The organism is Haloferax sp. YSSS75, from assembly GCF_046764215.1.
Classification (GTDB): domain Archaea; phylum Halobacteriota; class Halobacteria; order Halobacteriales; family Haloferacaceae; genus Haloferax.
On the sequence record NZ_CP177207.1, the window covers coordinates 284,417 to 310,382 of the forward strand.

At 57.8% G+C, this 25,966-nt stretch carries 20 protein-coding genes; 6 read left to right on the top strand and 14 right to left on the bottom strand.

The features are described from left to right. Positions 1-35: 35 nt before the first annotated feature. The 5 genes from ACK3R5_RS17250 to ACK3R5_RS17270 form a co-directional block, all read right to left on the bottom strand. Entirely contained in the window at positions 36-917 is an 882-nt protein-coding gene (locus ACK3R5_RS17250) for a hypothetical protein (RefSeq protein WP_411966128.1), read from the bottom strand. Between the two features lie 423 nt (positions 918-1,340). Beyond that, positions 1,341-2,018 (bottom strand): hypothetical protein, encoded by a 678-nt coding sequence (locus ACK3R5_RS17255; protein WP_411968731.1) that lies wholly within the window; start codon positions 2,016-2,018, stop codon positions 1,341-1,343. Further along, positions 2,015-2,785 carry a hypothetical protein gene (locus ACK3R5_RS17260; protein ID WP_411966130.1) on the bottom strand — a complete coding sequence of 257 codons (771 nt, stop codon included), beginning with the start codon at positions 2,783-2,785 and terminating at the stop codon, positions 2,015-2,017. Before ACK3R5_RS17260 ends, ACK3R5_RS17255 begins: the two co-directional genes overlap by 4 nt. Positions 2,786-3,521: 736 nt before the next feature. Next, positions 3,522-4,100: a pyridoxamine 5'-phosphate oxidase family protein gene (locus ACK3R5_RS17265; RefSeq protein ID WP_411968732.1), complete on the bottom strand. Its 579-nt coding sequence runs from the start codon at positions 4,098-4,100 to the stop codon at positions 3,522-3,524. Positions 4,101-4,211: 111 nt separating this feature from the next. Beyond that, on the bottom strand, positions 4,212-5,384 hold the full coding sequence (locus ACK3R5_RS17270) for an NAD(P)/FAD-dependent oxidoreductase (RefSeq protein WP_411968733.1): 1,173 nt from the start codon (positions 5,382-5,384) through the stop codon (positions 4,212-4,214). Positions 5,385-5,513: 129 nt separating this feature from the next. Between ACK3R5_RS17270 and ACK3R5_RS17275 the strand changes: the two genes are divergently transcribed. Next, positions 5,514-6,296: an IclR family transcriptional regulator gene (locus ACK3R5_RS17275; RefSeq protein WP_411968734.1), complete on the top strand. Its 783-nt coding sequence runs from the start codon at positions 5,514-5,516 to the stop codon at positions 6,294-6,296. Between the two features lie 9 nt (positions 6,297-6,305). Next, the gene (locus tag ACK3R5_RS17280; RefSeq protein ID WP_411968966.1) at positions 6,306-7,505 is read left to right on the top strand and encodes an NAD(P)/FAD-dependent oxidoreductase; all 1,200 of its coding nucleotides are present in this window, start codon (positions 6,306-6,308) and stop codon (positions 7,503-7,505) included. 135 nt (positions 7,506-7,640) lie between these two features. Here the strand turns inward: ACK3R5_RS17280 and ACK3R5_RS17285 are convergent, their stop codons facing one another. Further along, on the bottom strand, positions 7,641-8,822 hold the full coding sequence (locus ACK3R5_RS17285; protein ID WP_411968735.1) for an NAD(P)/FAD-dependent oxidoreductase: 1,182 nt from the start codon (positions 8,820-8,822) through the stop codon (positions 7,641-7,643). A gap of 136 nt (positions 8,823-8,958) precedes the next feature. Further along, the gene (locus ACK3R5_RS17290) at positions 8,959-10,134 is read right to left on the bottom strand and encodes an NAD(P)/FAD-dependent oxidoreductase (RefSeq protein ID WP_411968736.1); all 1,176 of its coding nucleotides are present in this window, start codon (positions 10,132-10,134) and stop codon (positions 8,959-8,961) included. A gap of 137 nt (positions 10,135-10,271) precedes the next feature. Between ACK3R5_RS17290 and ACK3R5_RS17295 the strand changes: the two genes are divergently transcribed. Both ACK3R5_RS17295 and ACK3R5_RS17300 read left to right on the top strand, forming a co-directional pair. Further along, on the top strand, positions 10,272-11,630 hold the full coding sequence (locus ACK3R5_RS17295) for an aspartate aminotransferase family protein (RefSeq protein WP_411968737.1): 1,359 nt from the start codon (positions 10,272-10,274) through the stop codon (positions 11,628-11,630). Between the two features lie 565 nt (positions 11,631-12,195). Then, entirely contained in the window at positions 12,196-14,352 is a 2,157-nt protein-coding gene (locus ACK3R5_RS17300) for an acetate--CoA ligase family protein (RefSeq protein ID WP_411968738.1), read from the top strand. A 17-nt stretch (positions 14,353-14,369) separates the two neighbouring features. Here the strand turns inward: ACK3R5_RS17300 and ACK3R5_RS17305 are convergent, their stop codons facing one another. Then, complete coding sequence (locus ACK3R5_RS17305) at positions 14,370-15,170, bottom strand: enoyl-CoA hydratase/isomerase family protein (RefSeq protein ID WP_411966117.1); 801 nt, start codon at positions 15,168-15,170, stop codon at positions 14,370-14,372. Positions 15,171-15,471: 301 nt separating this feature from the next. Here ACK3R5_RS17305 and ACK3R5_RS17310 point away from each other — a divergent pair, with 301 nt between their 5' ends. Then, positions 15,472-17,805 (top strand): aminotransferase class III-fold pyridoxal phosphate-dependent enzyme, encoded by a 2,334-nt coding sequence (locus ACK3R5_RS17310; protein WP_411968739.1) that lies wholly within the window; start codon positions 15,472-15,474, stop codon positions 17,803-17,805. A gap of 530 nt (positions 17,806-18,335) precedes the next feature. Here the strand turns inward: ACK3R5_RS17310 and ACK3R5_RS17315 are convergent. From ACK3R5_RS17315 to ACK3R5_RS17340, 6 genes are all read right to left on the bottom strand, one after another. Further along, complete coding sequence (locus ACK3R5_RS17315; RefSeq protein ID WP_411968967.1) at positions 18,336-18,953, bottom strand: class I SAM-dependent methyltransferase; 618 nt, start codon at positions 18,951-18,953, stop codon at positions 18,336-18,338. A gap of 74 nt (positions 18,954-19,027) precedes the next feature. Continuing rightward, complete coding sequence (locus tag ACK3R5_RS17320) at positions 19,028-19,750, bottom strand: hypothetical protein (protein WP_411968968.1); 723 nt, start codon at positions 19,748-19,750, stop codon at positions 19,028-19,030. Positions 19,751-20,043: 293 nt separating this feature from the next. After that, positions 20,044-20,565 carry a hypothetical protein gene (locus ACK3R5_RS17325; protein WP_411968740.1) on the bottom strand — a complete coding sequence of 174 codons (522 nt, stop codon included), beginning with the start codon at positions 20,563-20,565 and terminating at the stop codon, positions 20,044-20,046. A 91-nt stretch (positions 20,566-20,656) separates the two neighbouring features. Further along, a complete protein-coding gene (locus tag ACK3R5_RS17330) occupies positions 20,657-21,844 on the bottom strand; it encodes an NAD(P)/FAD-dependent oxidoreductase (RefSeq protein ID WP_411968741.1) in 1,188 nt (395 codons plus the stop codon). 3 nt (positions 21,845-21,847) lie between these two features. Continuing rightward, positions 21,848-23,236 (bottom strand): aspartate aminotransferase family protein, encoded by a 1,389-nt coding sequence (locus tag ACK3R5_RS17335; protein WP_411966112.1) that lies wholly within the window; start codon positions 23,234-23,236, stop codon positions 21,848-21,850. A 112-nt stretch (positions 23,237-23,348) separates the two neighbouring features. Next, on the bottom strand, positions 23,349-24,512 hold the full coding sequence (locus ACK3R5_RS17340; RefSeq protein ID WP_411968742.1) for an NAD(P)/FAD-dependent oxidoreductase: 1,164 nt from the start codon (positions 24,510-24,512) through the stop codon (positions 23,349-23,351). Between the two features lie 128 nt (positions 24,513-24,640). Between ACK3R5_RS17340 and ACK3R5_RS17345 the strand changes: the two genes are divergently transcribed. Then, a complete protein-coding gene (locus tag ACK3R5_RS17345; RefSeq protein ID WP_411968743.1) occupies positions 24,641-25,936 on the top strand; it encodes an aspartate aminotransferase family protein in 1,296 nt (431 codons plus the stop codon). The last annotated feature ends 30 nt before the right edge of the window (positions 25,937-25,966 follow it).

The window sequence follows — 25,966 nt, forward strand, 5'->3', positions numbered from 1 at the left end:
GTTTATTTAATGCGATTGCCAATTCCAAGATTTTTTCAGACCGAGTCGATTTTCTGCTCGAAGAGGCGGTCACCAGATTCGTTACAAGAGATAACAATAACGTCGTGCGACGAGCAGCACGACTCGACTGTTTCTTCAGTCATAGTCACTGACTCGTCCTCACCTGGACATTTCTCGATGAATAACCGGATCCCATTTAAAACCTGACCCTTATGCATTGGAGACATATCCCCCCATGTGTTAGACCACTTGTATAAGACACGAGCAGCCCCAACATCAGCAAGGAGTGCTCTTTGTGAAGGCCATCGTCCGATCCTCTGCGTGTCTGAAACTATTGTCCAAGCATTTCGATATTCTTTAATGTTAAATTCCTCGACACTTGTCTTAATGTCAAGTATGGATATAACATCAGTTGCGTCCAATTCACTATCCGATAGCTGATCTATTTCGCGATTCCAAGCTTCTTTGAATTCGTCGTCAAGACAGAGGTCCTCCACATCTTCACATGGTTTAATAATCCCTTCAGCTAGGAGATACTGGTCTGGTTCTATTACCTCGGCCGTATCCTTGGCCTCATTAACGGATTTAGAAGGTTCATTGGTCTTAGCACCATCTCTGAGATTTTTCTCATCAATCCCATTCCGAGTCTCCAGTTCTGGTTCCTTACCGAACCAACGTAAGATTTCACGAGGGAGGTAACGTTTAGTCAATGCAGGAGTACCAGGGACAAGGTAACCACGAAAATAGATAAGACCAAGCGACACAGCAAAGGATATATATCCAGCAATATGAGACCAGTGGGCTATCCCCATGGTGAAGAGTCCAGCTAAGAAGAGGTTGAGTATTGTACAAGGCCCACAACGATTTTTTCCCGTATACTCGGGTTCATAAAACATATCAATTAGATTTATCTTCATATGCCCATCATGACATCAGAATAATATATATCTTCTGAAATCGTTTTTATCTAACATATTCGATGACTGCATACGTTTGGTCGCGAATTAAATGATTAGTCAGAAATCTGGTCGAAGTCAACCGCTGAGGCGAGTTCATGATGCTCGGGGAGTTTCTGATAGCTGTCTCCAGTGACTTCGCGATAAAAGAAGGTTTGAGCATTCCGTGAAATGGATAAGATGCTGGATGCCACTTAGAGTATCAGCCTTCAAGCGTATTGACTCGAATTTCGGGTTCTTTGAATGCATCAATTAGTTACTTTCCGAACCGGAGACGTTCTCGGAGGACGAGACCAGAAGGAAAAGCATTATTCATTCGATCGGTACAGAGTAGCATGAAATTCCTAAGAAATAGATTGGAACTAACTATTCAAATTGCATCAATTAATAACAATCGGGGCAACTACTACGTGAGAAATTTGAATCTATGAAACATCTGACCGCAGACCTTGTGCATGAGGTACATTCTTTCAAAATTTCGTCAGGGTTGGCACAATTGTCATAACATCCACTTGTACCAGCAGCAGGACTGTACATGACTGTGGAGTTGCAACTGCTTTTTACTCCAGAATCGTCATGATAGGCGCAATATGCATGCAATGTTTCGTGAGCTGCGACACCTTCAATCTTCACTTGATCAAAGGAGCTCCCCATCTGATTTTCCCAGTCCCAAAAACAATCTGTAAGTGCACTTCTATTATTGTGGTCGGCACCACCAATTATCGCATTCCCGTATGTTCCCGGATCACCACCATAGTAATCAATAAAATGAACAACATCAAAGTTTGAGTACCATGATTTGTTCTTCGCCCATTCATGACACTTATCTCTTCGCGTTCCTAACGTGCAATTGTCACAAAGTTCACTTTGTGGTACTGTATAATTTACTTCATCAGGTAAAATTCCAATACTTAAGCTATAATCTCCATTTGAATTATCAATATCTGAATCCCATACATCGAGGATGAAGTCTTTTATATCTTGTAGTTGAGTTTGTTGATCATGTCCGGATATATTTACGTTCCAGAAATTATACGTTCCAACAAGAGCCATATTGGTCATTGTCCCACCACCTGTTCGTATACGTCAAGATATCCATTATTTTTCACGGATACTTTGGGTGAGACTTGATAAAGTTCTGGAGATTGGGACGACTCCTCTTCGTTGACTGTGATGGTCCGTTCTGGGAGAGTAATCTCTAGTTCCTTTGATGGTGAAAGTACTTCTGTTCCTCCTTTTGAAGTTACTTTAATATCTCCGTCACCGATTATAGATATTCTGATGGCAGGAGTAGAAACTTGATCATTAAGCGGAATGTAGTAAGATACCCCCCGGTCATATTCCTGTTTGGAAGTAATTGAGTTTGGTCCTGCCCCATCTGAGACAGTTGCTGGGAGTGCCTGAAAACCATCCCCGATTACAATTCCCTCATTTTGTTTGAAAGTCTCTTTCCTTTTCTCGATATCTTTCTTCCTCCCCATGGAATACAAGACCATTTGAGCGTTGCTTTCATCAATTCTGTATAATGGAACACCACACGAAAGAGACCGTGGACGCTCGGGTACACCCGTGTATCTTCTCTTAGTCTCGATGAATAAGACATCATTTAGCCAATTTTCCGGCTCAGCTGCTTCACTCGCCTCTGAAAGCATTAGAGAACCTACCCCCATGGCACCAGTCATTTGGAGTACTTTTCTCCGATTCACGTTGACACGATCTTCATTCTCAGTTGAATTCATACCCAATTTGAGTGTCAACCTAACAACTAATAAAAATGTTGGCAGAACACACAATATTTCTTCCCTACCATAATATTTAGTAATTAACATACATCAACTGCTGGCTCTATTCCTTCTTTTAAAAGTGTGAATTCTATATCCCCATAGCAATCATTCACCCGGAACGGAACAGTTGAACGATCACCATTAGGTAATGTTAGAGAAACCTCCACTTCCAAATTCGACTCCGTATTATTTTTAGTGAATCCCGCAATCACTGATCGCCGCGTAGAACCCTCTAACTGGTGTACTTTTCTATAGTATACACGGTCCTGGTTTTGTACTGTCAGTAGTGATTCTATCTTTCCAATATTATTAGATATCACTATTTTGTGCGGGTAAGAATCAGACCCGTTAGCCTGAACCAGATTTGATTCTACTTCTTCAATATCCCAATTTTTTGATCTAGACCCTGTGTATCCGACGCAACCTCCTAATGCAAAAATGGACGTGAAGAGCGATTTGCATACTATCCTCCGGCGACAATTTAAACGATCATCAGTCATGTTTGCATATGTGATATACTGAATATTTAACTTATCCCATATTTTCAGAATTTGAGTTATTTGTTTCTTAATTATGCTCTAGTTTGGTTTGTCTGTAATTTACCTCGTACTTTTCGAGTCCATAACGTTGAAGACGCCCAGAATGGTTAGCTAATTGATGCAGCCTGAAAAAGTCGACAGACTAATCGTATTTCAGTAGTGATGTGTTTGAATAGAAGTCACGCATCAAATCCATCCTCCGAGGTTGTGGAGTCGTCCCCGCTGTGAGTATCCGCCGACGGTCAACGGCCTTCTTCACGGACCGTTCGGTAGGCGTACGCGCCGGCGGCGTCTGCTGGTTGTTCGTTCCGCTTCGCGCTCCATCCCTCGATATCGATTCGGTACACGGATGTCCGGTCGATAGACGACTCTGCAATCGGGTCGTAATCGTCACCGGGGTTCAGGTGTGGTGCGAACTTCTCCATGAGTAGGTCGAGTGCCCGACGTTTCTGTTCGGAACCTTCGACGAGTTCGACGTCACCGTAAGCAACCACACTCGCGTACTCGACGTCGAAGTCCACCGGTTTCTCCGCGGGGAGTAACCGCCCCATACGGCTCACCGTGAGGCTGGCGTCTGCAGACTCACCACGTTCGACGATGGTTCGCATCCGACCAGTCATCGCCCCGTGGAGGAAGATAGCGTGTTCCGTCGGGTCGAAGACGAACAGTTGATTTACCACGTACGGAGCACCATCGTCCACGAGTCCGACGACACAGGTCGGTTGTCGTATCAGAAACGCTTCTATCCACTCGTCGTCCTCGACTGCTCTGGGTGATAGTCGAACGTCCTCGGAACGATTCTCCGGAGAGTCCCTAGTCATGCGAACATATTACGCTGCGAGCGCAGAACATTTTCGGCTGTGTCGATGATGCAGCGTGTACGTGCCGACTGCCCACCAACGACCAAACTGACCTGGGAACCTCCCCGTCCGTCAGATGCCTCCTCTTTCGGTGACGTGAGCACACTCGAAGTCGGCCGACCGGTCGTCGAACCGACCGAGACGATACTGGTCGATGGGGAACGGTGTAGAGTCGGTGGTGATGTGAGAACGGACCGCTGTCGCGACGAACGGCGAACACATGATTCCTCCGACCGGTCCCGTGATTGCGATGACGAGGCCATCCGGCGCGTCGTCGGGCGCGTCGATAATGGGCATGTCGTCAGGTGTCGCAGCGTCGCCCGTCGGACAGCAGTCCTCGCTTTTGATTCGTGCGTCACCGATGTCCCTGACCCGTTCGATGACGGTCTGTGCAACCGCTTCACGGAAGCGTTCTGTGATGGAACTGCGGTGACTCCCGGGAGTTTCGACGAAGTACGTGCCACCGCCGACGTGGAGGTCACCGTTGTGTTCCGGACGCCAGTACATACCCGAGAGCGTGTCCCATGCCATCGGGAACTCCTCGTCGAACTCTCGGTCCACCTCGATGTTCACCGTCTGCCAGCGGAACGGTCGAACCGGGACGTCGACCAGACCCGAGAGGAGGTTCCGAGTCCGCCACCCCGTCGCACACACCACGTGGTCGGCCGTAATCGTCTCCCCGTCGACGCGCACACCGGTCACGGACCCATCGTCGGTTTCGACTGCCTCTACCCGCGTGTTCGACTCGTATTGGACACCGTTCCGCTCGGCATCTTCCTTCAGGGTCATCGTGTACGTGTAGGGGTCGACCCACCCGCAATCGGCGAACTCCACGCCACCGACGAACTCGTCTAACACGAGTGCGTCTGGGTATCGGTCCTCGATTTCACCGGCAGTGAGATACGTCACGTCGAATCCGTGGTCGGCCATCGTAGCAGCGTGGTCCCGCCACCACGACTCTTCGTCAGCAGTGACGAGTTGGATACCCGGCCGCGGCGTGAACGTGAACTGACCGGTCCCGTCGTAGGAGTGGAAGAAATCCATGGCGTGGGCGCACGCTTCGGGATGCTCGGGAAAGTCCGGGATGGTGGTGATGAGACCGGATGCCTTCGGACTCGTGTCGCCACCTGCAGAACCACCTTCGAGGACGAGAACGTCGTGGTCCGGTGCCAGTTCTCGGGCCGTCGCACACCCGATGACACCGCCTCCGACGACAATCACGTCGTACGAATCAGTACGAGGCATGACCTCCTCTTCTCGGATGAGACGGTTATACTTTCCTTCGGGTGGACCCTCTACGCGTGCGGGGCAGTACGTTCGAAGACCGTATCGCACCGAGACATATTTATGGGGTGGTTGGCCCAATCATCGATAATGACTCAGACCGGTTCCGGGCGGTTGGTCCAATCGACGATACGCTCGCTGCGTATTCTCGAATACGTCGAAGAACGGGGACGTGCGAGACTGACCGACGTCGCCGAGGAGTTCGATATCGGACACAGTACCGCCCTGAACCACCTGATGACGCTGGAACACGAGGGCCTCCTCGTCAAGAGAGACGGCGAATACACGCTCGGAATGAAGTTTCTCAAACACGGCGTCTCCGCGACGCAGAGTATCCCACACATCGAGGTGGTCAGACGAAACGTCCTCGAACTCGCGGAGCGATTGGAACTGGAGACCGAATTCCTCGTCGAGGAACACGGGCGCGTCGTGTCGGTCATCGATACGGGCTACAAATACACGAGATATCCCACAGCAGATTCGAACCTGAACGTCGGGACGTACTACCCGATGACCTGTACGGCGTCCGGGAAGGCGATACTGGCAGCGATGTCGGATGACCGTGTCGAAGAGATACTGGACGAGTGGGGACTCCCCGAATCGACACAGTACTCTATCACAAACCGCGACGAACTGTACGAAGAGTTAGCGGAGATTCAGGAACGCGGGTACTCCAGAGCAAAACAGGAAATCGTCGAAGGGTTCGACAACATCGGGACCGTAATCACGACACCCGACGGGTCGATAATCGGGTCTATCACCGTGGGGTGGCCGACCTACCACTTCGAGAACACCGTGCCCCAGCAGATAATCGACGAACTACTCGATACCAAGGACGCTATCGAACGGGAGATTGCGACCACAGAAGCGTAGCGAGACAGAATTCGCCACCCCGTAACGCTTAACCGAACGGTGACTGATTGTCAGCAAGTGACTAGCACACACGTCGACGCCGTAGTCGTCGGTGGGGGTATCGTCGGTGCGAACTGTGCGGTGGAACTCGCTCGTGCTGGAGTGGACGACGTCGTCATTCTAGAACGTGACGCCCCCGCGAGCAAAGCGAGCGGTCGGGCAGCGGGGAATTTGACTATCTATCGACACGAACGGTTCGGGGCGGAGGCTTCTCGCCTCGGGCGCGAACTCTACGAAGAGTACGAACGGAAGTACGACGACCTGACGTTCCACAGAGCGAACTCCTACTCCATCGCGTACAGTGAGGAAGGAGCGGACTACCTCCGGTCGGAACACGAAACGACGACGATAGAGACTACACTGTTGAGCACCGAGGAATTGGCAGAACGGGAACCAGAGTTCGCCACCGAAAACGTCACTCTCGCACTCAGTATCGACGACGCAGTCTACACCGACCCGGAGCAGTTGACACTCGCGGCCCATTCCGTCGCCCGTGACGAAGGTGTGACACTGGTGCAAGAAGCAGCACGGGACTTCGAGGTTGACAACCGCGGTATCGCTGTGCAGACGACGGATGGGACGTACGAGGCACCAGTCGTTGTCGTCGCCGCCGGCGTGTGGACGAAACGACTCCTCCAACGGGCCGGAACCGACGTTTCGTTGCGGGCGAGAACGAGTCAGATAGCGATTCTCGACCCGCCGACAGACGTAGACCTCCCCCTGTGGAGTGCCCCCGATTTGAGCGTCTACGGCCGGTCGACGCCCGAAGGAAGGGTTCTGTTCGGGGGCGGTACCTCGACACCGGTGACGGATATCGAATCGTTTCGCACGCGGGCCACGGTTCCCTTCCTCCGCCAAGTCGGCGAACTGGCACCCGAGGTACTCCCGTTCCTCGAAGACGCAACCCTTCACGACGACTGGGCGGGTCGCGTCTCGGCAACACCCGACCGGTACCCGTACATTGGACAGACAGAAATCGAGGGACTCTACGTCTGTGCCGGATTCAACGGAGAAGGAATCTCCAATAGCCCGTTCGGTGCCCGACTGCTCGCCAACCTAATCACCGAAACTGACCCCCTCGTCGACCCTACGGAGTTCGACCCGACGAGGTTCCGGGGCGACGAAGCGTTCGAGATAAGCGACGCCGTCGAGTGGTGGGCCGACCGCTAACCGCGCGCATCTATCTACGTCCACGAATCGGTGGACCCTGAATCTGGTCGGTCGTTTCCGCTGTCGAGTTTTTCCCGTGTGCATCCACCAAGGCCACCGAGTCACCGAACCGGCCACTCGGAAGACCAGACGGTCCTATCGGTTGCCGATATCGTCCGGGGACTCGTTGATGAAGGTCCAAGTCCAGTCTTGTGGGCCGTCGTCGAACCGGTCGAGGGTGTACTTCGACATGGGGAACGGCGCGTCTTCGCCAGTGACGAGCGCACGCACTGCAGCACCGGTGACGGGCGACCCCATGATACCGAACCCGTGCATCCCCGTCGAGATGATGAGTCCGTCGGGGCAGTCGTCTGGTGCGTCGTGAATCGGGCGCTCGTCGGGTGTTGCGGTATCGCCGATGTGGCACGTATCCCCGCTCGAGATGCGTGCGTCCGCGACGTCCTTCACCTGTTCGGGAATCGTCATCGCGACGTGGCGTCTAAAACTCTCGGTGGGCGACGTTCGAACCGTCCCCGGATCGTCGACGTAGTAGGTGCCGCCGCCGACGTGGAGGTCCCCGTTGTGTTCAGGGCGCCAGTAGAGTCCACTCCGAATGTCCCAGCAGACCGGGAAGTAGTCGGGGAAGTCACGCTGAACTTCGAGATTGACCCACTGGTAACGGAACGGTCGGATGGGAAGGTCGACCCATTCGGAGACGAACTCCTTCGTGTGCCAGCCCATCGCCACGACGACGGTATCTGCGGCAAACGACCCCACGTCGGTTTCGACACCAGTGACGGCACCGTCCTCGGTGCTGACCCCAGTCACTTCGACGCCAGTCTCGAACTCAGCACCGGCGTCTTCAGCGTCTTCCTTGTAGGTCATCGTCAGCGTGTAGGGGTCGACCCAGCCCCCCTGTTCGACTTCGATGGCACCGACGAAGCGGTCTAATTCGAGGGCACCGGGGTATCGTTCTTCGATTTCGCTCGTCGAGTCGATATACTCCATCTCGAAGTGTTCCTCAATTTGGGCTGCCTCGGACCGGGCGAGTTCCTCTGTGCCCGATGGGATGAGACGCAAATTCTTGCGTTGCGTGAACTCGAAGTCTTTCGTGCCGTCGTACTCGTCGAAGAAGTCGGCCGCGTACTTGGCCGCCTCGAGATGGTCGATGTAGTCGTGGGCAACCGAGATGAGCCCCGACGCCTTCGCTGTCGTTGCGGCCGCGAGTTGGTCTTTCTCCAGGACGAGGACGTCGTGGTCTTCTGCGAGGAACTTCGCCGCCACACAACCGTTGATGCCACCACCGACGATTATCACGTCGTAGCTTTCGCTTCCCATGCGTGAGTTTGACACGGAATCCACTGATACTAACTCTTTGGGTCGGAGAACAGTCGAGAAGTACCGGACTTTAGAACAAACTCTCAATTACCCCTCGACTCCGCCTCGTCGAAACCACGACGGACCTCCCGGGGTGCTACCGACCGGCACCTTCCATCTCGAACGTCCCCCGGAGTTCGAAATCAGCACCGCCGTCTCGGAATCTGTCGACGGCGAACTTTTCGACCGGAAACGACGCGTTTTCACCGGTGACGGAGGACCTGACTACTTCTGCGGCGATTGGGGAGTTAACCATCCCGAGGCCGTTGAGTCCGACTGCGACGATAATTTCGTCGGGGAGGGCTGCTGACGACCCGAGGAGTGGGAGCGTATCGGGTGTGGCCGCGTCGACGCCGGACCACCCGTCGACGAACTCCGCCCGTTCCGCGCCGTCGATGAACGTCGGTATCGTACTCGCGACGTGGAGACGGAAGTCGTCGTCGGTCCCACCACCAGACGCGTTGACTTCGGGATTGTCCTCCAGATATTCGCCGCCGCCGACGAGGAGGTCACCGTTGAGTTCACCACGGAAGTAGAGTTCTTCTCTGGCGACGCGGCCGAGCGGGAAGGTGTCGTCGAGCGGTTCTTCGAGGCGGAGCATCGCACACTGAAGGTGAAACGGCCGGATGGGTAAGTCGAGATAGTCGGAGAGGAACTCCCGCGTCCGCCAGCCTGTGGCCATGACGCAGTAGTCGGCAGCCAGCGACCGGTCTGGTAGTTCGACTGTCGCCACGCCCCCGTCGACGGAAACGTCGCTGACCGGCGTGTTCCTGAACACGTCGACACCGCGGACTTCGGCGGCCTTCTGGAGGGCGACGGTGTACTCGTAAGGGTCGACCCACCCTGTGTCGGCATACTCGACGACGCCGGCAAATCGCGATGCGTCGAACCACGGGTACGCTCGTTCGACTTCGTCCGGTTCGAGAAAGGAAACCGGGAACCCTTCGTCCGAGAGCGTCGCGGCGCGCTCGCGTGCGGCGTCCTCGCTGTCGGGCTGGATGAACTCGATTCGCGGGCGCTCGTGAAACGAAAAATTCTGCGTCCCGTCGAACGCTCTGAACCACTCGTTCGCGTATCGGGCGACTGCTGGTTGGGTGCCGTGGAACAACGTCGGTGCGACGAGACCAGCAGCCAACCCGGACGCCTCACCGGCTATCTGGCCTCGTTCGACGATTGCAACGTCGTGGTCAGTCGCGAGATGGTAGGCGGAAGCGCACCCGGCCACCCCACCACCGACGATGACGACGTCGTAGTCGGTGTCGGAACTTGTCATCACTGCTATGGTGAGACACCCCATACCATAAATCCTGACCGTGACCCCCGGTGGGAGTCGACGCGCGAGACGAAGAGGGGTTGTCGTGTGTTACAACGACCCACATACTTATTATACAGACACGTATCACCACTCGTATGGCTTATTGGGAGACCCTGAAGGCCGAGTACCGGGAGCGTACGCCAACCAGTAAATCGCTCCACGACGAGACGAGCAAACACATCCCGTGCGGTGTTGCAAGCACCTCGCGACAGTTCGACCCGTATCCGTTCTACATCGACCACAGCGACGGCGCGTACCTCGAAGACGTCGACGGAAATCGCTACCTCGACTACGATATGGACAACGGAGCGGGACTCTGTGGGCACACACATCCCAAGATTACAGCGGAACTCCACGACCAACTCGACGAGGGAACGCTGTACACGATGCCCCACGAGTTACTGGCCGAAGCCGCGACAGAGTTGAAGAAACGATGGAGTGCGCTCGAAAAAGTGCGCTTTACGAACAGCGGGACGGAGGCGACGATGCACGCCATTCGGATGGCGCGTGCGTACACCGGCCGAGACAAACTCCTGAAAATCGAGGGAACCTACCACGGCGTCCACGATTACGTGATGGTGAGTGGGACTCCGCCCGAGGGGAAAGTGGGTCACGCGAGACGACCGATGAAGGTTTCGGACGGCCACGGCATCCCAGACAAGACTGTCGATACCGTCGAAGTCGCGCCGTTCAACGACCTCGAAGCGACCGAAGACATCATGCGGGACAACATCAACGAAATCGGCGCGCTCATCGTCGAGCCGATTATGTTGAACAAGTCGGTGACGCCGCCGCAGCGCGATTATCTCAAAGGACTCAAAGACCTCTGTGACGAGTACGGTATCGTCCTCATCTTCGACGAGGTGAAGACTGGGGTGAAAGTCGCCCCCGGTGGTGCTGCCGAACATTACGGTGTCCAGCCCGATATGGTGACGATGGCGAAATCCATCGGTGGAGAGACGTCTGTCGGTGCGTTCGGCGGGTCGCACGCCATCATGGACCAGATATCGACTGGATACGCCTGGCACTACGGAACGTACAACGGGAATCCGTTCGTTCTCCGCGCGCTGGTGACGGCCCTCCGAGACGTGTTGACAGACGATGCCTACCGCCACGTGAACAAACTCGGTGAGCGGCTAAAAACGGGGTACGAAGACGTGTTAGAAGACGCTGGAATCACCGGTCAGGTTCGGAACGTGAACTCACAGGGGATGATTCAGTTCACCGACGCGAACATCACCAACTACCGGGAGTTCATGGACCACATCGACGACGACTTCCACCGTCTGTTCTGGTTCGGGATGGTCAATCAGGATATTGTCCCACATCCGTACGGTGCTCGCCAGCAGTGGACTATCAGCGTCCAGCACACCGAAGAACACGTCGACGAGACCATCGAGGCGTTCAAGAACATCGCTCCGAAACTCGCAGACGAACAGGCGTCCCAGTCGTAACTTCTTCCCAGTGACGAGTTTTCTGCTATCGGACACCACCAGTGCCACAGTGTGACCTGACGCGGTTCGCGTCGTGTTCTCCGGTGAGTCACACAACCGTCAGGACAGCTGTTTCACGTATCGTGAAACTAAGAACCAGCCACAGGCTGCTCAGCGGTCCCCTGTCCCGGGATAACAGGACACACTGTATTACAGACGTATCTTTGTAACGTAGCATCCATAATAGAGTCAGCCCCACGATTTAGTTCACGATGTGTGAATTTTTGTCCCGCGCTCGACCTGAGTCGTCCAGTCACCCAGGTAAAACCGTGTGAAATTCACTATGTGTGAATTCAAATCGTGGCCCTTTCGGTAAGTGAGCCTACGGCCACGAATGTCGACCCCCTACAGGGTCATCAAAAAGCAGTTGCACTCTCGCTTGGCGAAAGCACCGGCGTACCGAAGGGCGTAGCTCGTCTGCGTCGTATCACCCGAATCGACGGTGGTTCGTGATGGACATCTCGAAGCCTGTCACTGTGTGACACCACCCCAATCTATTAGATGGTTCTCTCGTTCTCTCAGTACAATGGAGCAACTCGAGCGGCTATTTAATCCAGACGCTATCGCGGTTGTCGGTGCGTCACAGGACCCACACAAGCGCGGCAACTACACGATATCAGACCTGCTTCGGTGGGGGTACGAAGGCGACATCTATCCGGTGAACCCGAAATACGACGAGGTTCACGGCCTGCCGGCGTACCCGTCTGTCCTCGATATTCCGGGACAGGTCGACCTGGCGTTCATCGTGATTCCCGCACAGTTCGTTCCCGAGACAATCCGTGAGTGCGGCGAGGCGGGTATCGCAGGTGCCGTCATCAATACTGCTGGCTTCGGTGAAGTGGGCGAAGAGTCTCTGGAGGAGGAACTCGCTGCAGCTGCACGAGAGGCGAACGTCCGACTAATCGGACCGAATATCCAGGGGGCCGACTTCGTCCACCAGCACGTCCACCTCCTCGGCGGCATCAGAACGACACCGGGGAGCCTCGGGATGATAACCCAGTCCGGGAACATGGGAATCGCACTCTCCGTCGATGCCGAAGACAGCGGAACCGTGGGGTTCAGTTACAACATCGGCGTCGGGAACGAAACCGACATCCAATTCTACGAATATCTCCAGTTCCTCGGTGCGGAACAGAATACAGACGGCGTCGTCATGTACATCGAAGGCATGAACGATGGTCGACGGTTCCTACAGGAAGCCCGGCGCGTCTCTCGCGAGAAGCCCATCGTCACGTACAAATCTGGTCGAACCGCCGAAGGCAGGGAATCGGCGAAATCTCACACTGCGTCACTGGCCGGCGACGTCGACGTCGTCGAATCGGCGTACCGTCAGGCCGGAATCTATCCTCTCGACAGCGTGGACCTGCTCGTCCCCGTCGCGGAGGCACTGACGACGTGCCCAGTTGCGGATGGGCCGAACGTCGCCGTGCTCACCGACGGTGGGGGCCACGCTACGGTGACCGCAGACGCCATCGAGCGGGCGGGTCTGACACTCCCGGATTTGACCGATGAAACACAGAAGACGCTCGAAGGACTGTACGAACTGTCGCCGAACCTCACCAATCCAGTCGACGTGATGGGGATGTCCGACCACGAGACGATGTGGTACGATACGGCACGACACATCCTCGAAGACCCGAACGTCGATGCACTCCTGATTACGGGTGGTGCCCTCGGATACGAGGAATGCTGGTGGAGTGGTGACGGGCGAGAACCCGACGACGACCCGACACGTGACCTCAACATCGCTCGGAAGGTTACAGAGATGGTCGACGACGTCGGGAAGCCCGTCGTATTCAACAGTCTCTGGGACGAACTCGGGTGTTCGACAGCACTCGACTACCTCTCGGAGAACGGTGTGCCAGTGTACGCAGAAGTCGACACGGCAGTCGAAGCACTGCGAGCACTCGCGGAGTACGGCGGCCACCTGTCTCACGCGGACGAAAAATCGGATTTCGTCGTCGACGCCGAGGAGAACTCGGACACGCGCATCGCCGACGCGATTCGTGCGGGTCGGTCGACGCTCTCCGAGTTCGAATCCAAGACAGTACTGGCCGACCACGGTGCACCCGTCTCGGCGTTCGAACTCGCGGAGACTGCCGACGAAGCGGTCGAAATCGTAACCGAGTTCGACGAACCGGTCGCAATGAAGATTGCGTCGCCGGATATCGTTCACAAGACCGAAGCGGGCGGCGTCGAGTTGGACGTCGAGGGAGAACGGTCGGTTCGAGAGGCGTTCGACCGGATTCGCACCAACGCGAGTGAGTACGACCCCGCCGCCCGGGTGGAAGGCGTACTGGTCTCACCGATGGTCCCGAACGGAATCGAACTGCTGGTTGGCGTCGTCGACGACCCGGAGATTGGCCCCGTCGTCACCTGCGGAATCGGCGGGGTTCTCGTCGAGGCAATCGACGACGTTGCGTTCCGAGCACTCCCCGTCACGGAACACGACGCGAGGGAGATGATAGACGAAATCGAAGCGCGGGCGTTACTCGACGGTCCCCGCGACTTCCCAGCGGTCGATAGAGGCGAACTCGTCGAGTTACTCCTGTCGATATCCGACCTCGTGACGAGTAATCCCGCAATCGACGAACTGGACATCAATCCGGTCGTCGCCACCGAAGACGGACTGTCGATACTCGATGCGAGTCTCGAAATCGACGCCGAATGGGAACCCCGGTAAATACCGACGGTCTGTGGCTAGTCTTTTTCTGCGGTATTCATCCATTCGATAGCCGCGTTCACGCCCTCCTCGTCGACAATCTCGTGGAATCGGTGCGCAGTCTCGGTTTCGGTGGTCACAGCGAAGAGGTACTCGTCGATTTTGCCCGCAGAGTTCGAGCGATACCCCTGTGTCTCCTGAATGTCGTTCAGCGTGTCCTTGAGGAGTTTCACGACAGAACTGGGTGTTTTCTTGATATAGGAGACCTCTTCTTCGACTGCCTCCCACAGTGCGTCTTCGTCTTCGACGACTCGATTTATCAGCCCCATCTCCTCGGCGGTTTCGGCACTGACGTGTTTCCCGCCGTACAGCAGTTCTCGCGCGTGTTTCAACGAGTCGGTCACGAACGGCAACACGAGTCGAGGTGGAAGTTCGCCCATGTGAACGTCCGGGAAGCCGAACTCCGAGCGCTCAGTCGCTATCGTCAGGTCACACACGAGAGCCAGGTTACATCCACCGGCAAGCGCGTATCCGTCCACTGCCGCGATGACAGGGAGATTCAGGTTGAAGATGGTATCGAGGTGCGTGTACGACGACTTGATGACGTCGTCCATCGTCTTGGTGCTCTCTTCACCGAAGTCGTACCCGGAGGAGAACGCCCTGCCAGCACCGGTGAGAACCACAGCACGGATTTCGTCGTCGTCTTCGGCACTCAGGAGTGCGTCTTCCAACTCCGCACGCAAGGTGGTGTTCAGTGCGTTGAGTGAACGCTCGTTCGAGAGCGTGATTGTCAGTGTACGCTCCGCTATCTCTGTCTCCAGGTATTCGTACTCGGCCATGGACGAGTATTCCGAAACTGTTTCCTTATAGATATCGGTGGTGCTGATTTCACCCGAGCGACGGCGCGGTTCACGCCAGTTCGAATCGGTCCCCCAGTTCGACCGTTCGACCATCGCGTCCGTACTGTGCGGAGCAGAACCGTTCCTCATTTCGGCGAGTCCTCTGCGGGTTCCACAACGCTTCGCACCCCGCCAACGCTCGGAGCCCTCCGACGCACGTGACGGCGAAGAAACCGTTAAGGTCAGGTAGTCTCGTTATTGGCCACATGTTACCACAGTACGTTCGGGTGGTGTCTGGTCGATGAGCGACGGCCCACCGGGGACGGAAGCACTCGTCGTCCACCCCCCGTCATACGAGATATCGGATGCTGCAGAAATCGCAGACAGGGTATTCGGGGTGTCCGGTTCTGTGACGGAACTCAGTAGCGAGCGTGACCAGAACTTCCGAATCGATACCGACGAGGGAGACGCGTACGTGCTGAAGATATCGAGTCCCGCAGACGACGCCGCAACGCTGGACTTACAGACCGAGGCGTTACGTCACGTGTACCGGACCGACCCCGACCTACCGGTGATGGAAATCGTTCCGACTGTCGACGGGTCGGCGTGGACGTCTGTCACGGACGACGACGGTGTGAGGAACTTCGTCCGGATGTTCACCCACGTCCCCGGTCGAATCGTGTCGGAGGAGACGCTAGACGAAGACGCACTGTACGAATACGGCGAAGTGGTGGCCAGACTCGGGAACGCCCTTCGTGGGTTCTTCCATCCCAACGCAGACTACGACATCCTGTGGGACCTGCAACACGCCGCATCACTTCGGTCGTTGCTCGACAGCGTCACCGACGAAGAGCGACGCCAGTTAGCCGAACGCGTCCTCGACCGGTTCGATGACCGCGTCGAACCGGTGTTCGATTCGCTTCGCGCACAGGTAATCCACAACGACCTCACGCTGGACAACGTACTGTTAGACGAACACGACCGAGTCAGCGGCATCGTCGATTTCGGCGACCTGACGCACACGGCCCTCGTGAGTGACCTCGTGATGGCACTCGCGAGCGTGATGTACCGTCATCAGAACCCTATCGAGGCCGCACAGGAGGTGACTCGGGGGTACGTGAGCGTCACGCCGCTCGAAGACGAGGAGGCGCGCTTACTGGCGGACCTCGTCGCGACACGACTTCTCCAGTGGGGCGTCATCGTCGCGTGGCGAGTCGACGAACATCCGGAGAAGACCGGTCACACCGTCGCGGGCGTCGACGACGCGTGGAGACTGCTCCGGGTTTTGGACGAGACGGGGCTGGACGTCGTCGGACGACGCTTGCGGACCGCCGCCCTGTCGAGTAACGTCCCGTATCCACGAATCGAGACGGCCGAACTGAAATCTCGTCGCCGTCGAGTCCTCGGTCAGTCGCCACTCTCGTACGACGACCCAATCCACTTCGTCGGCGGCGAGGGAGTGTGGCTGTTCGATTCGGCCGGTCGTCGGTATCTCGATGCGTACAACAACGTCCAGGTGGTAGGTCACGGAAATCCCGCCGTCGCCGAGGCAATCGGGGGGCAAGCTCGCACGCTCGCCACCAACACGCGCTATCTCCACGAAGCACCCGTCACGCTGGCCGAGCGTCTCCTGGCGACGATGCCAGACGAACTCGATAGGGTCATGTTCGTCAACTCGGGGAGCGAGGCCAACGACGTAGCGTGGCGACTCGCAACCGCCGCAACTGGTGATAGCGGAGCACTCGTCTCGGAATACGCGTACCACGGGATTACCGACGTGACGTCGATGCAGTCGCCCGAAATCTGGCCCGATGGATTCGACCCGAATCACGTCGAGACGGTCCAGCCACCTCTCGAGGCACCTCACGGCGGAACGACCAGCGATACCAGTCCCGTCGAAAGCACCGCACAAGCCATCCAATCTCTCGAAAATCGTGGAATCGGAACCGCGGCGTTCGTGTTCGACTCACTGTTCACGAGCGACGGTATCCACCCGCCGGACGAGGCACGATTGGAGGAAATGATACATCGCGTCCGCACGGCTGGGGGACTCGTCGTCGCGGACGAGGTACAGGCTGGACACGCCAGAAGCGGGTCGAATCTCTGGGGCTTCCAGTGTACTGACGTCGTCCCCGACATCGTCACGATGGGAAAGCCGATGGGGAACGGGCATCCCATCGCGGCCGTCGTGACGCGTTCGGACGTGGCATCGGCACTCTACGACGAGACTGGTTTCTTCAGTACGTTCGGCGGCAATCCCGTCTCCTGTGCGTCCGCGCTGGCGGTGCTCGACGAAATCGAAGACCGGAACCTGTTGAGCCACGTCACCGACGTCGGCGGGTACCTGAACGACGGACTTCAGGAACTGGCTGCCGAGTACGAACTCGTCGGAGCGGTTCGACAGCAGGGGCTCATGGTTGGCGTCGAACTCGTCAGAGACCGGGAAAACCGGGAACCCGCATCGAGAGAGACGACAGCAGTGGTCAACGAGTTGCGCCGGCGACGGGTCCTCGTCGGTTCGACAGGTAAAGACGGCAACGTACTGAAGATACGGCCGCCACTGGTGTTCGAGCGTACCCACGCAGACCACCTTCTCGAAGCGTTGAACGACGTTCTCTCTGAGCAGTGCAGTTAACCGACTAGCAATCTGTCGCGCCGTTCTCGTTCTACCTCTTTTGTGGTCGAACTTCACTTCGGTGAGAGAGACGTGAAATATCGCGGTCCCGGATGTGACTAGGAGGACGGTTCCTCTGCGTCCGAGAACTGTCGAGAAATTACGCTAATCGAAATTCGATTTTTCTTATATTTCTGTGATTTCTCTTAAATGCTGATAAATATGAGAATCATCCTGTGACAACTTTGGGGTGCGCCGAGGACGTAGATTTCATGAGCAAGACCGTCCAGTAGTATTGGAATATATCGACAATATTACCCCGAGGTACTGTTCTCATTTTTCAGAATCACCCGAGGGGATTGAGTGCTCCATACTGACCTTAAGAAGCAATTAGAGGATTGAACGGCGTTCAAAAGTGATGGCAGAAGTGACCAGTCGACCACGGGTGTACTCATATGTAAACACACTACTGGCACAACCGCATACCACAACAGGCACTCAACTGACGAACGGATAGGCGATATACTCACAGACAGGTATAAGTTTACCTATCAGATTACACGGAATACTCGAACAGTATCACGTTTGCCCGGTTCTTCGAGCAGTTGCGCGAGACCAACGTCGGAGAATACCTGTTTCCAGTTTCGGTGGAACAGTGGAAAATCGTCGTTGACGTAACTCACTTCCGCATCACCGCGGCCCCGGACAGGACTGTTGCCTTCGTTCTCTGCGGTGATGAGGAGGTCACTCGTCGCCCGAGCTAACTCTTCGAACACCCACGCGTCGTCGGGGTGGACGTGCTGGAGGGTTTCGACGGAGTAGATGACGTCGAACTGGTCGTCACGGAATTCGGGGGCGAACTCTTCGAGCGAACCCGTGAGGAAGGTACCCGTCTCGGCGAGTTCCGGGTAGTACTCGGCCATCACCTCGAACGACTCGTCGTTGAGGTCGATGCCCGTGAGGTTCTCGTATCCGTGGTCGAGGAGGTGGGCGAGGTGGCGGCCAGAACTGCACCCGACTTCGAGAATTTTGGCGTCGGTGCTCACGTAGTGGTCGAAAACCGTCGCGAGCGTCTCGGTGACCTCGTTCGGGCCGATGTCGGCGTAGTAGGCCGGCGAGAAGTCACCAGAGCGTTCTGCCCACCCGCGGTGATTCTCCTCGGGGTCCATGTCCATAGCTGGCGAAACGAGGTCGGACAGTAAATGCCCCTCGGAGTCGTCTCGGTGGCGAGAGGTCCGCCGACTCAGGTATCGCGTGTCCGGCCGAGTTCCGCAGCGACGACCGATCCAATCGCCGACTGGAGGTTCTTCCACTCGACTCCACCAGCGTCGAGTCGGTCGTACTCCTCACGAGCGACCATCTCGAACACACGAGTCCGAACGTCGTCGGTCGTGACCGGTTTCCCGAGTCCCTCGACTGCCGCGACGGCGTGGTCGAGTCGTCGCTCCGTGACGAGTTCATTCGCAACTGTCTCCGGGTCGCCGCGGATGGGTTCGGGTGCGTCTCCGTCGATAACGGCATCGTTTTGGAGGAGCGCGCACCCACCACGCCGGTTCTCCACGATGACACCCCGCGCGGGGCCATCGTACCACGCTGACCCGGGGATTTCGTACCGTTCGGGGTGGAAGTCGCGGACGTTCACCTCCTTCTGGAACGTATCGAGTGGTGTGAGTCCGAGTCGCTCGTAGATTCGCTCGGCGGTGTCGATTGGGAGGAGTCGTCCTTTCTCCTCGGACCACACCGACCAGCCCAGAAACGGCGGCGTTCGTTCCCAGTCGTAGTCGACACCGACGGCACAGGGTGCGATACCGAAGAACACGTATCCGGATGGGTCGGAGACGGCGTCGAAGAATGCGTCTCTGTCGAACTGTTCGCGGACGTGTCTGGCGGCCAGTCCAAACGGCGGGGGTACCTCGTCGAAGCTACGTTCGCTATCGCCGAAGGCGAGGAGCCCAGAGGAGGCCATCTGAAATCGTATCCGACGGCCAGCGACGTACTCGCGAAGCCACAGGTGACCGCTCGAGAGCAACTCGGGGGGCGCGTCCGAGAGTGACGGAAGGTCTGGATACGACTTCATGAGGGAGGTACAGACCGTACCACCGCGGGACAGAAATACTGTGTGCCGAACGAGAACGCGTTCTCCAGTCTGACGTAACTCGGTGTTGCCCGCGGCGGACAGAAACGAACACGCCGAATTCGGGTTGTCGACGAACGAGTATCTACAGGAAGTCGAGTTCAGAGACGGGCTTCCGAAGACGGTCAGTCCTCGAACTCCGTCTCCTCGTTGTACGGCACTTCTCCACTGGGTTCCGCTTCCCCGCTGAATTCGAGTTCCTCGCTGTATTTCAGTTCCGACCAGACTTTCTCCGACCGGCCGTCTGAGCTCCAATCGACGTAGCTGACTTCGAGCATCTCGGTGACTGCGTCGCCGAGGTCACTCAGCTCGGTTCGTACTTTCGAGGAAATGTCGTTCTCACCGGGCCACTCGTCCGACACCTCCGGGACGACAGACTGAATCCGCTCCTCGACGGGGTCCCAATAGAAGTCTATCTGTTCGAAGAGGCCCCGGTCCAGCACCGCTTCGTACTCGGCATCCGAGAGGTCAGTGTACTTCGCCCACTCTTCGAACGCCTCTTTCCACGCACCGTCCCGAAGGAACTCCTGGAGCTCTTCTCGCCGGTAGTCAGATTCGGTGCCGAACGTCTCGGAGAGGTCCACCTCAGTAGGGATGCCTCGGTTCGTAAGGTCGGGGGCATTCGGGGAGTCGACGTCCAGTGCCATACAGATAATTGGACTGCTACGACGTTAAGTGGCATCCCCATTTCACGATGGCCGCGGGCGAAAAGCAATGCCCCCGCGAGGGGTGCGACGGTCAGTCCGCTTCGTACGATTCGTCGCCCGAACTAATCGAGACGAACCGGAAGTCCCGTGAACGGTCCTCGAACCGGTCGATAGCGAACGGTTCGCGTGGGAGGTCCGTCTCCTCCCCGGTGACGATACTCCGGACGAGCGTCGCGGCGACGGGCGCTGTCATGACGCCGCGCCCGTGGAATCCCGTCGCGACGACGAGTCCGTCAGGGGCGTCCGCCGGTGAGTCGATGATTGGGCGTGTGTCGGGCGTCGCACCGTCGACGCCGGCCCACCCATTGACGAAGCGGGCGCGGTCACCATCGGCCAAGAATCTTGGTGCGAGGTCCGCGACGTGCTGGATGAACTCTTCGTCTGCGTTCCCACTCGCTCCGACTGGGTCGTCGGTCGCAAACGACCACCCGCCGACGAGTACGTCGCCGTTGAGTTCGGGCCGGAAGTAGACGTGCTTCCCGGGAATCCAGCCCATCGGGAACGCCTCGCCCACGTCGGTTCCGAGGTCGAGGACGATACACTGCGTCCGATACGGGCGAACTGGGACTGGCGTGATGCCGTCGAGGAACTCCGGTGTGCGCCATCCCGCCGCGACGAGGACTGTGGGTGCCTCGATGGTTCCCTCGTCGGTTTCGACGCCCGTGACCGTCTCGCCGTCGACGAGGACGTCGGTGACGGCAGTTCCTGTGAGGAACGTCGCGCCACGCTCGGTGGCGTCGTCGGCGAGCGTCATCGCGAACGTGTAGGGGTCGACGAAGCCCGTGTCTGCGTGTCGGACCCCTGCCTCGAACTCCGCGCCAAGGTCGAATCCAGGATACCGAGATTCGATTTCGTCTCGGTCGAGGAATTCGACGTCGTACCCTTCTGACGCGAGTCTCTCGCTCCGTCGCCGTGCTTCACCGACACGGTCTGTCGGGACGAGTTCGACGCTCTCTCGGTCCTCGTAGTGGAACTCTCCGGTTCCGTCGTACTCGTGAAAGAAGTCGAGGGCGTGGTCTCCGACTTCTGGATAATCCGTGTACGACGGTGTAATCGTCACCTCTCCTGCAGCGAGTGCAGTCGCTTCGGCGGCGAGTTGCCCCCGTTCGACGACGACGACGTCGTGGTCACTCGCGAGGAGTCTGGCGGCGGCGCATCCGATGACGCCCCCGCCGACGATGACGACGTCCGCGCTCTCTGGGGGAGCGTCCGCCACCATCGACTAGTACTCGTGGTCGACGGCACGGAAGGCGTCTTCGGCGACTTCGATGGCGTGGTCGATTTCGTCTTCCGTGTGGGTGAGCGTCGTGAAGAAGCGCTCGCCCTGCATCGGGTTCCCGAAGAGGACGCCATCCGCGGCGGCCTCAAGCCACCAGTCGGCGAACTGCTCTTCGTTCGCGTGCCACGTGTCGCGGTAGCGGTGGATGTCGTGGTCGGTCATGTAGACCTGGCCCATACTGCCGATGTGCTGGACGTTCACCGGCAGTCCAACGTCGTCAGCGGCCTCTTGCAGGCCGGTGAAGAGTCTGTCGCCGAGGCGGTCGATGTGTTCGTAGACGCCGCCCGAGTCGAGGACTTCGAGCGTCGCGAGGCCTGCTGCGGCGGCGACTGGGTGGCCGTTGTACGTGCCACCGTGGAACGCCGACGTGTTCCACTTCTCGCCTTCGTGCTTGCCCGGCGGGATGATTTCGGCCATAATCTCTTCTTTGCCACCGAACCCGGCGACCTGATAGCCGCCACCGGCAGCCTTGGCGAACGTCGTCATGTCGGGCATGATGTCCAGGCGGCCCTGCGCGGACTGTGGGCCGAGACGGAAGCCGGTCATGACTTCATCCCAGATGAGGACGATACCGAGTTCCTCGGTAAGTTCGCGGAGGAACTCGTGGTAGCCGTCACGGGGTTTCAGACAGCCACACGAGAACATGACGGGTTCGATGATGACCGCCGCCATGTCGTCGGCGTGCTTGCGGAGAATCTTCTCCGTCGATTCTTTGTCGTTGAACGGAATCGGCACGACAGTTTCCTGGACTGCGTCCGGGATACCGGTGCCGTAGGAGACGGTGTTCGGTTCGTCTGCCGGGCCCATCGCTTCCTCGCTGGCGTAGACGGACTGAAGCGCGTAGTCGTGTGCGCCCGCGTAGCCACCTTCGGGCTTGGCAATCTTGTCTTTCCCCGTGTACGAGCGCGCGACGCGAATCGCGTGCATCGTCGCTTCGGTTCCGGAGTTGGCCATCCGAACCGTCTCGATACTGGGCGTCATCTCGACGACTTTCTCCATGAACTCGATGGCGATGGGCGACGGTGTCGCCGTCACGTCGAGCGTCTCGGCCATCTCCTGGACCGCACTGACCACTTCGGGGTGGTTGTGCCCGAGGATTATCGGGCCGAGTGCGAGCAGGAAGTCGAGATATTCGTTTCCGTCGACGTCGTAGATGTACGACCCCTCTGCGCGTTCCGTATAGAACGGGTACGGGTCGAACGAGCGGACGTTGGATTCGACTCCCAGTGGAGTTACGCTTGCAGCGTGTTCGTGGAACGCCCGACTCTCCGGGGTCTTCTCCCGGAAGCGTGCAGCGTGGTCGGGTCGTTGCTGTTTGTCACCATGACTCATCATTCCCTTTGACGAGGAATTCATCAATAAACCTTTGCCTGTGTTGATACCACACCGAAACATCTCTGGGGAAGTTGGCTCAAAGGCGAAAAGTTATGCTCTGTCCTCGTGTTCAGCGGCCGACGTCGGACGTCGTTCGCAGGTCGAAGTCGGCGTCCTGCGTGGCGAACCGGTCGAGCGCAAACGGAGACAGGTCGAACGGCGGCGATTCACCAGTGACGTGGCTTCGGGTTACGGCCGCTGCGATTGGCGCGGCGAGGACGCCGAGGCCATTGAACCCCGCGGCGACGTAGACACCATCGGTGACGTCGAGGATAGGGCGTGCGTCTGGCGTCGCGCTATCGACGCCCGCCCATCCGTTTACCAAGCCTGCGTCTTCGAATCCGGTGACGAGTTCGGGAATCGTCACTGCCACGTCCCTGACGAAGGATTCGTCGGCCTGCTGGCTCACACCCTCGGGGTCGGAGACGATGTCGTGTGACCCACCGACGAGTAAGTCGCCGTTGTGCTCCGGTCTGAAGTAGAGGTGTTCGGTTCCGACGCGGCCGATTGGGAACGAATCGTCGAGGAGTTCCGACGGTTCGAGCACGACACACTGCGTTCGATACGGCTGAATCGGGAGAGACCTGCCGAGCAGGTCGGGTGTGTTGAACCCGGCGGCGACGACGACGTGGTCTGCGTGGACGTCGTCGTCTGCCAGTTCGACAGCGTTCTCGGACACCGACACGACTTCTCGGTCCAGTTCGAACCGCGCGCCACGTTCTGACGCCCGACGCTGGAGGGCCACAGCGAACGTGTAGGGGTCGACCCAACCGGCGTCGTCGTACCGAACCGCACCTGCGAAGTCGTCGAGTCGCAGGCGCGGTGCTTCGGACTCGGCAGATTCGGCGTCGAGATAGGTGACCGGGAACCCGTGTTCGGCGAGTTCGGTGGCGCGTTCGCGTGCCGTCTCCACCTCGTCTTCGACGACGTAATCGTACCGGCGTCTGGTGGTGAACTCGAATCCGTGAGTCCCGTCGAACGCGCGGAAGAATTCGTTCGCGTGGCGTGCCACGTCGGGGTGGTCGCCGTAGAACAACGTCGGCGTGATGACGCCCGCGGCACGCCCAGTCGCCCCTTCTGCGACACCCGAACGGTCGAGAACGAGAACCTCGTACTCGGTGGCGAGCGTCTCTGCGATGGCACACCCGATGACGCCCGCACCGACGACGGCGACGTCTACGGACTCCGGGAGGTCTACCGCGTCCGACTCGGCACTGTCGCGTGCTTCGTGCATACCCTTCGCACACCCCAGGGGACCATACACGTTACGGTGGTCTTCGGTGAAAGATATCAATCGCCGAAAGACTATCGGATATTTCGCTTCGCACAAAACTTTATTCCGGTGCTATCCGAGAGATGTGCATGGACAGTCACTCGATACCACACTGGTATAGCCCAGAAAGTCCGCCGATATCTATCGTGGACGGCGAGAATTCGACGGTATACGACGAAGACGGGAACGGCTATCTCGACTTCATGGCGCAACTCTACTGCGTCAACGCGGGTCACTCGGACCAGCGAATCGTGGACGCGATGACGAAACAGGCGAGTGACATCCCCTACGTCTCGTCTGCGCTCGGCAACGACTCACGAGACGAACTCGCGTCCCTGCTCGCAGAGCGCGCACCGGAGAACCTGACCGACGTGTTCTTCTCCGTCACAGGGAGCGAAGCGAACGAGTCCGCCATGCAAATCGCGCGGGCCTATCAGGACGCGCCCAAGGTTCTGACCCGCTGGCGTTCGTACCACGGGTCGACCTACGGTGCGTCCGCCCTGACCGGTGACCCACAGACGCGGGCCGAAGTCGAACGCTACAGTGCGGTCACCGGCCACACGAAGTTCCTTCCCCCACTCGACTTCGGCGGTCCGTTCAACGCCGACACGCCCGAAGAACTCGCAGAACAGGCCGCAGACCACCTGGAGTGGGTCATCAAGAACGAAGGGCCAGATTCCATCGCGGCGCTCATCACCGAACCCATCGCGGGCACCAGTGGTGCGTACCCCGCACCGCCGGGCTACTTCGAACGCGTGCGCGAAATCTGCGACGAGTACGACATCCTCCTCGTCTCCGACGAAGTCATCGCTGGGTTCGGACGGTGTGGGGAGTGGTTCGGCATCCAGACCGAAGGCGTCCAACCCGACATGATTACATTCGCGAAGGGGGTGACCTCGGCGTACGTCCCACTCGGCGGCGTCATCACGAGCGGCGAAATCGCCGAATTCCTCGACCAAGAGGGGATGCCCGTCGGACAGACGTTCGCCGGCCACCCCGTGGCCTGTGCCGCCGGTGTCGCCGCCGTCAAGTCGTACGAGGATGGTCTCTTCGAGAACGCTCGTGACCTCGCACCCGTGTTAGAAGACGCGCTCTCGGGAGTCGAAGACGACTACGACGTCGTCGGCGACGTGCACGGCCGTGGCCTCCTCTGGGGCGTCGAGTTCGCGGACCCCGAGACGGGCGAACACTTCTTCGACCCACGTATCGACGAGGGCGACAACCCCGTCGGTGCAGTGCGCACTGAAGCCAAGAAACGCGGCGTCATCTTCGGTTCTGCACGCCCGGACGTTCAACTCGTCCTATCGCCGCCGCTCTGTATCACCGAAGAAGAGATTCACGAGGCCGTCTCCGTACTCCGCGAGAGTATCGAGGCAGTCTTCTAGAACGAGCACCGGCGAGGTTTTTTGGGCCCT

What these genes read in the sequence shown, in the direction of transcription:
- ACK3R5_RS17250 (WP_411966128.1), bottom strand. Translation starts at nt 917, where the DNA reads ATGAAGATAAATCTAATTGATATGTTTTATGAACCCGAGTATACGGGA.
- ACK3R5_RS17255 (WP_411968731.1), bottom strand. Translation starts at nt 2,018, where the DNA reads ATGACCAATATGGCTCTTGTTGGAACGTATAATTTCTGGAACGTAAAT.
- ACK3R5_RS17260 (WP_411966130.1), bottom strand. Translation starts at nt 2,785, where the DNA reads ATGTTAATTACTAAATATTATGGTAGGGAAGAAATATTGTGTGTTCTG.
- ACK3R5_RS17265 (WP_411968732.1), bottom strand. Translation starts at nt 4,100, where the DNA reads ATGACTAGGGACTCTCCGGAGAATCGTTCCGAGGACGTTCGACTATCA.
- ACK3R5_RS17270 (WP_411968733.1), bottom strand. Translation starts at nt 5,384, where the DNA reads ATGCCTCGTACTGATTCGTACGACGTGATTGTCGTCGGAGGCGGTGTC.
- ACK3R5_RS17275 (WP_411968734.1), top strand. Translation starts at nt 5,514, where the DNA reads ATGACTCAGACCGGTTCCGGGCGGTTGGTCCAATCGACGATACGCTCG.
- ACK3R5_RS17285 (WP_411968735.1), bottom strand. Translation starts at nt 8,822, where the DNA reads ATGGGAAGCGAAAGCTACGACGTGATAATCGTCGGTGGTGGCATCAAC.
- ACK3R5_RS17290 (WP_411968736.1), bottom strand. Translation starts at nt 10,134, where the DNA reads ATGACAAGTTCCGACACCGACTACGACGTCGTCATCGTCGGTGGTGGG.
- ACK3R5_RS17295 (WP_411968737.1), top strand. Translation starts at nt 10,272, where the DNA reads ATGGCTTATTGGGAGACCCTGAAGGCCGAGTACCGGGAGCGTACGCCA.
- ACK3R5_RS17300 (WP_411968738.1), top strand. Translation starts at nt 12,196, where the DNA reads ATGGAGCAACTCGAGCGGCTATTTAATCCAGACGCTATCGCGGTTGTC.
- ACK3R5_RS17305 (WP_411966117.1), bottom strand. Translation starts at nt 15,170, where the DNA reads ATGGCCGAGTACGAATACCTGGAGACAGAGATAGCGGAGCGTACACTG.
- ACK3R5_RS17310 (WP_411968739.1), top strand. Translation starts at nt 15,472, where the DNA reads ATGAGCGACGGCCCACCGGGGACGGAAGCACTCGTCGTCCACCCCCCG.
- ACK3R5_RS17315 (WP_411968967.1), bottom strand. Translation starts at nt 18,953, where the DNA reads ATGGACCCCGAGGAGAATCACCGCGGGTGGGCAGAACGCTCTGGTGAC.
- ACK3R5_RS17320 (WP_411968968.1), bottom strand. Translation starts at nt 19,750, where the DNA reads ATGGCCTCCTCTGGGCTCCTCGCCTTCGGCGATAGCGAACGTAGCTTC.
- ACK3R5_RS17325 (WP_411968740.1), bottom strand. Translation starts at nt 20,565, where the DNA reads ATGGCACTGGACGTCGACTCCCCGAATGCCCCCGACCTTACGAACCGA.
- ACK3R5_RS17330 (WP_411968741.1), bottom strand. Translation starts at nt 21,844, where the DNA reads ATGGTGGCGGACGCTCCCCCAGAGAGCGCGGACGTCGTCATCGTCGGC.
- ACK3R5_RS17335 (WP_411966112.1), bottom strand. Translation starts at nt 23,236, where the DNA reads ATGAGTCATGGTGACAAACAGCAACGACCCGACCACGCTGCACGCTTC.
- ACK3R5_RS17340 (WP_411968742.1), bottom strand. Translation starts at nt 24,512, where the DNA reads ATGCACGAAGCACGCGACAGTGCCGAGTCGGACGCGGTAGACCTCCCG.
- ACK3R5_RS17345 (WP_411968743.1), top strand. Translation starts at nt 24,641, where the DNA reads ATGGACAGTCACTCGATACCACACTGGTATAGCCCAGAAAGTCCGCCG.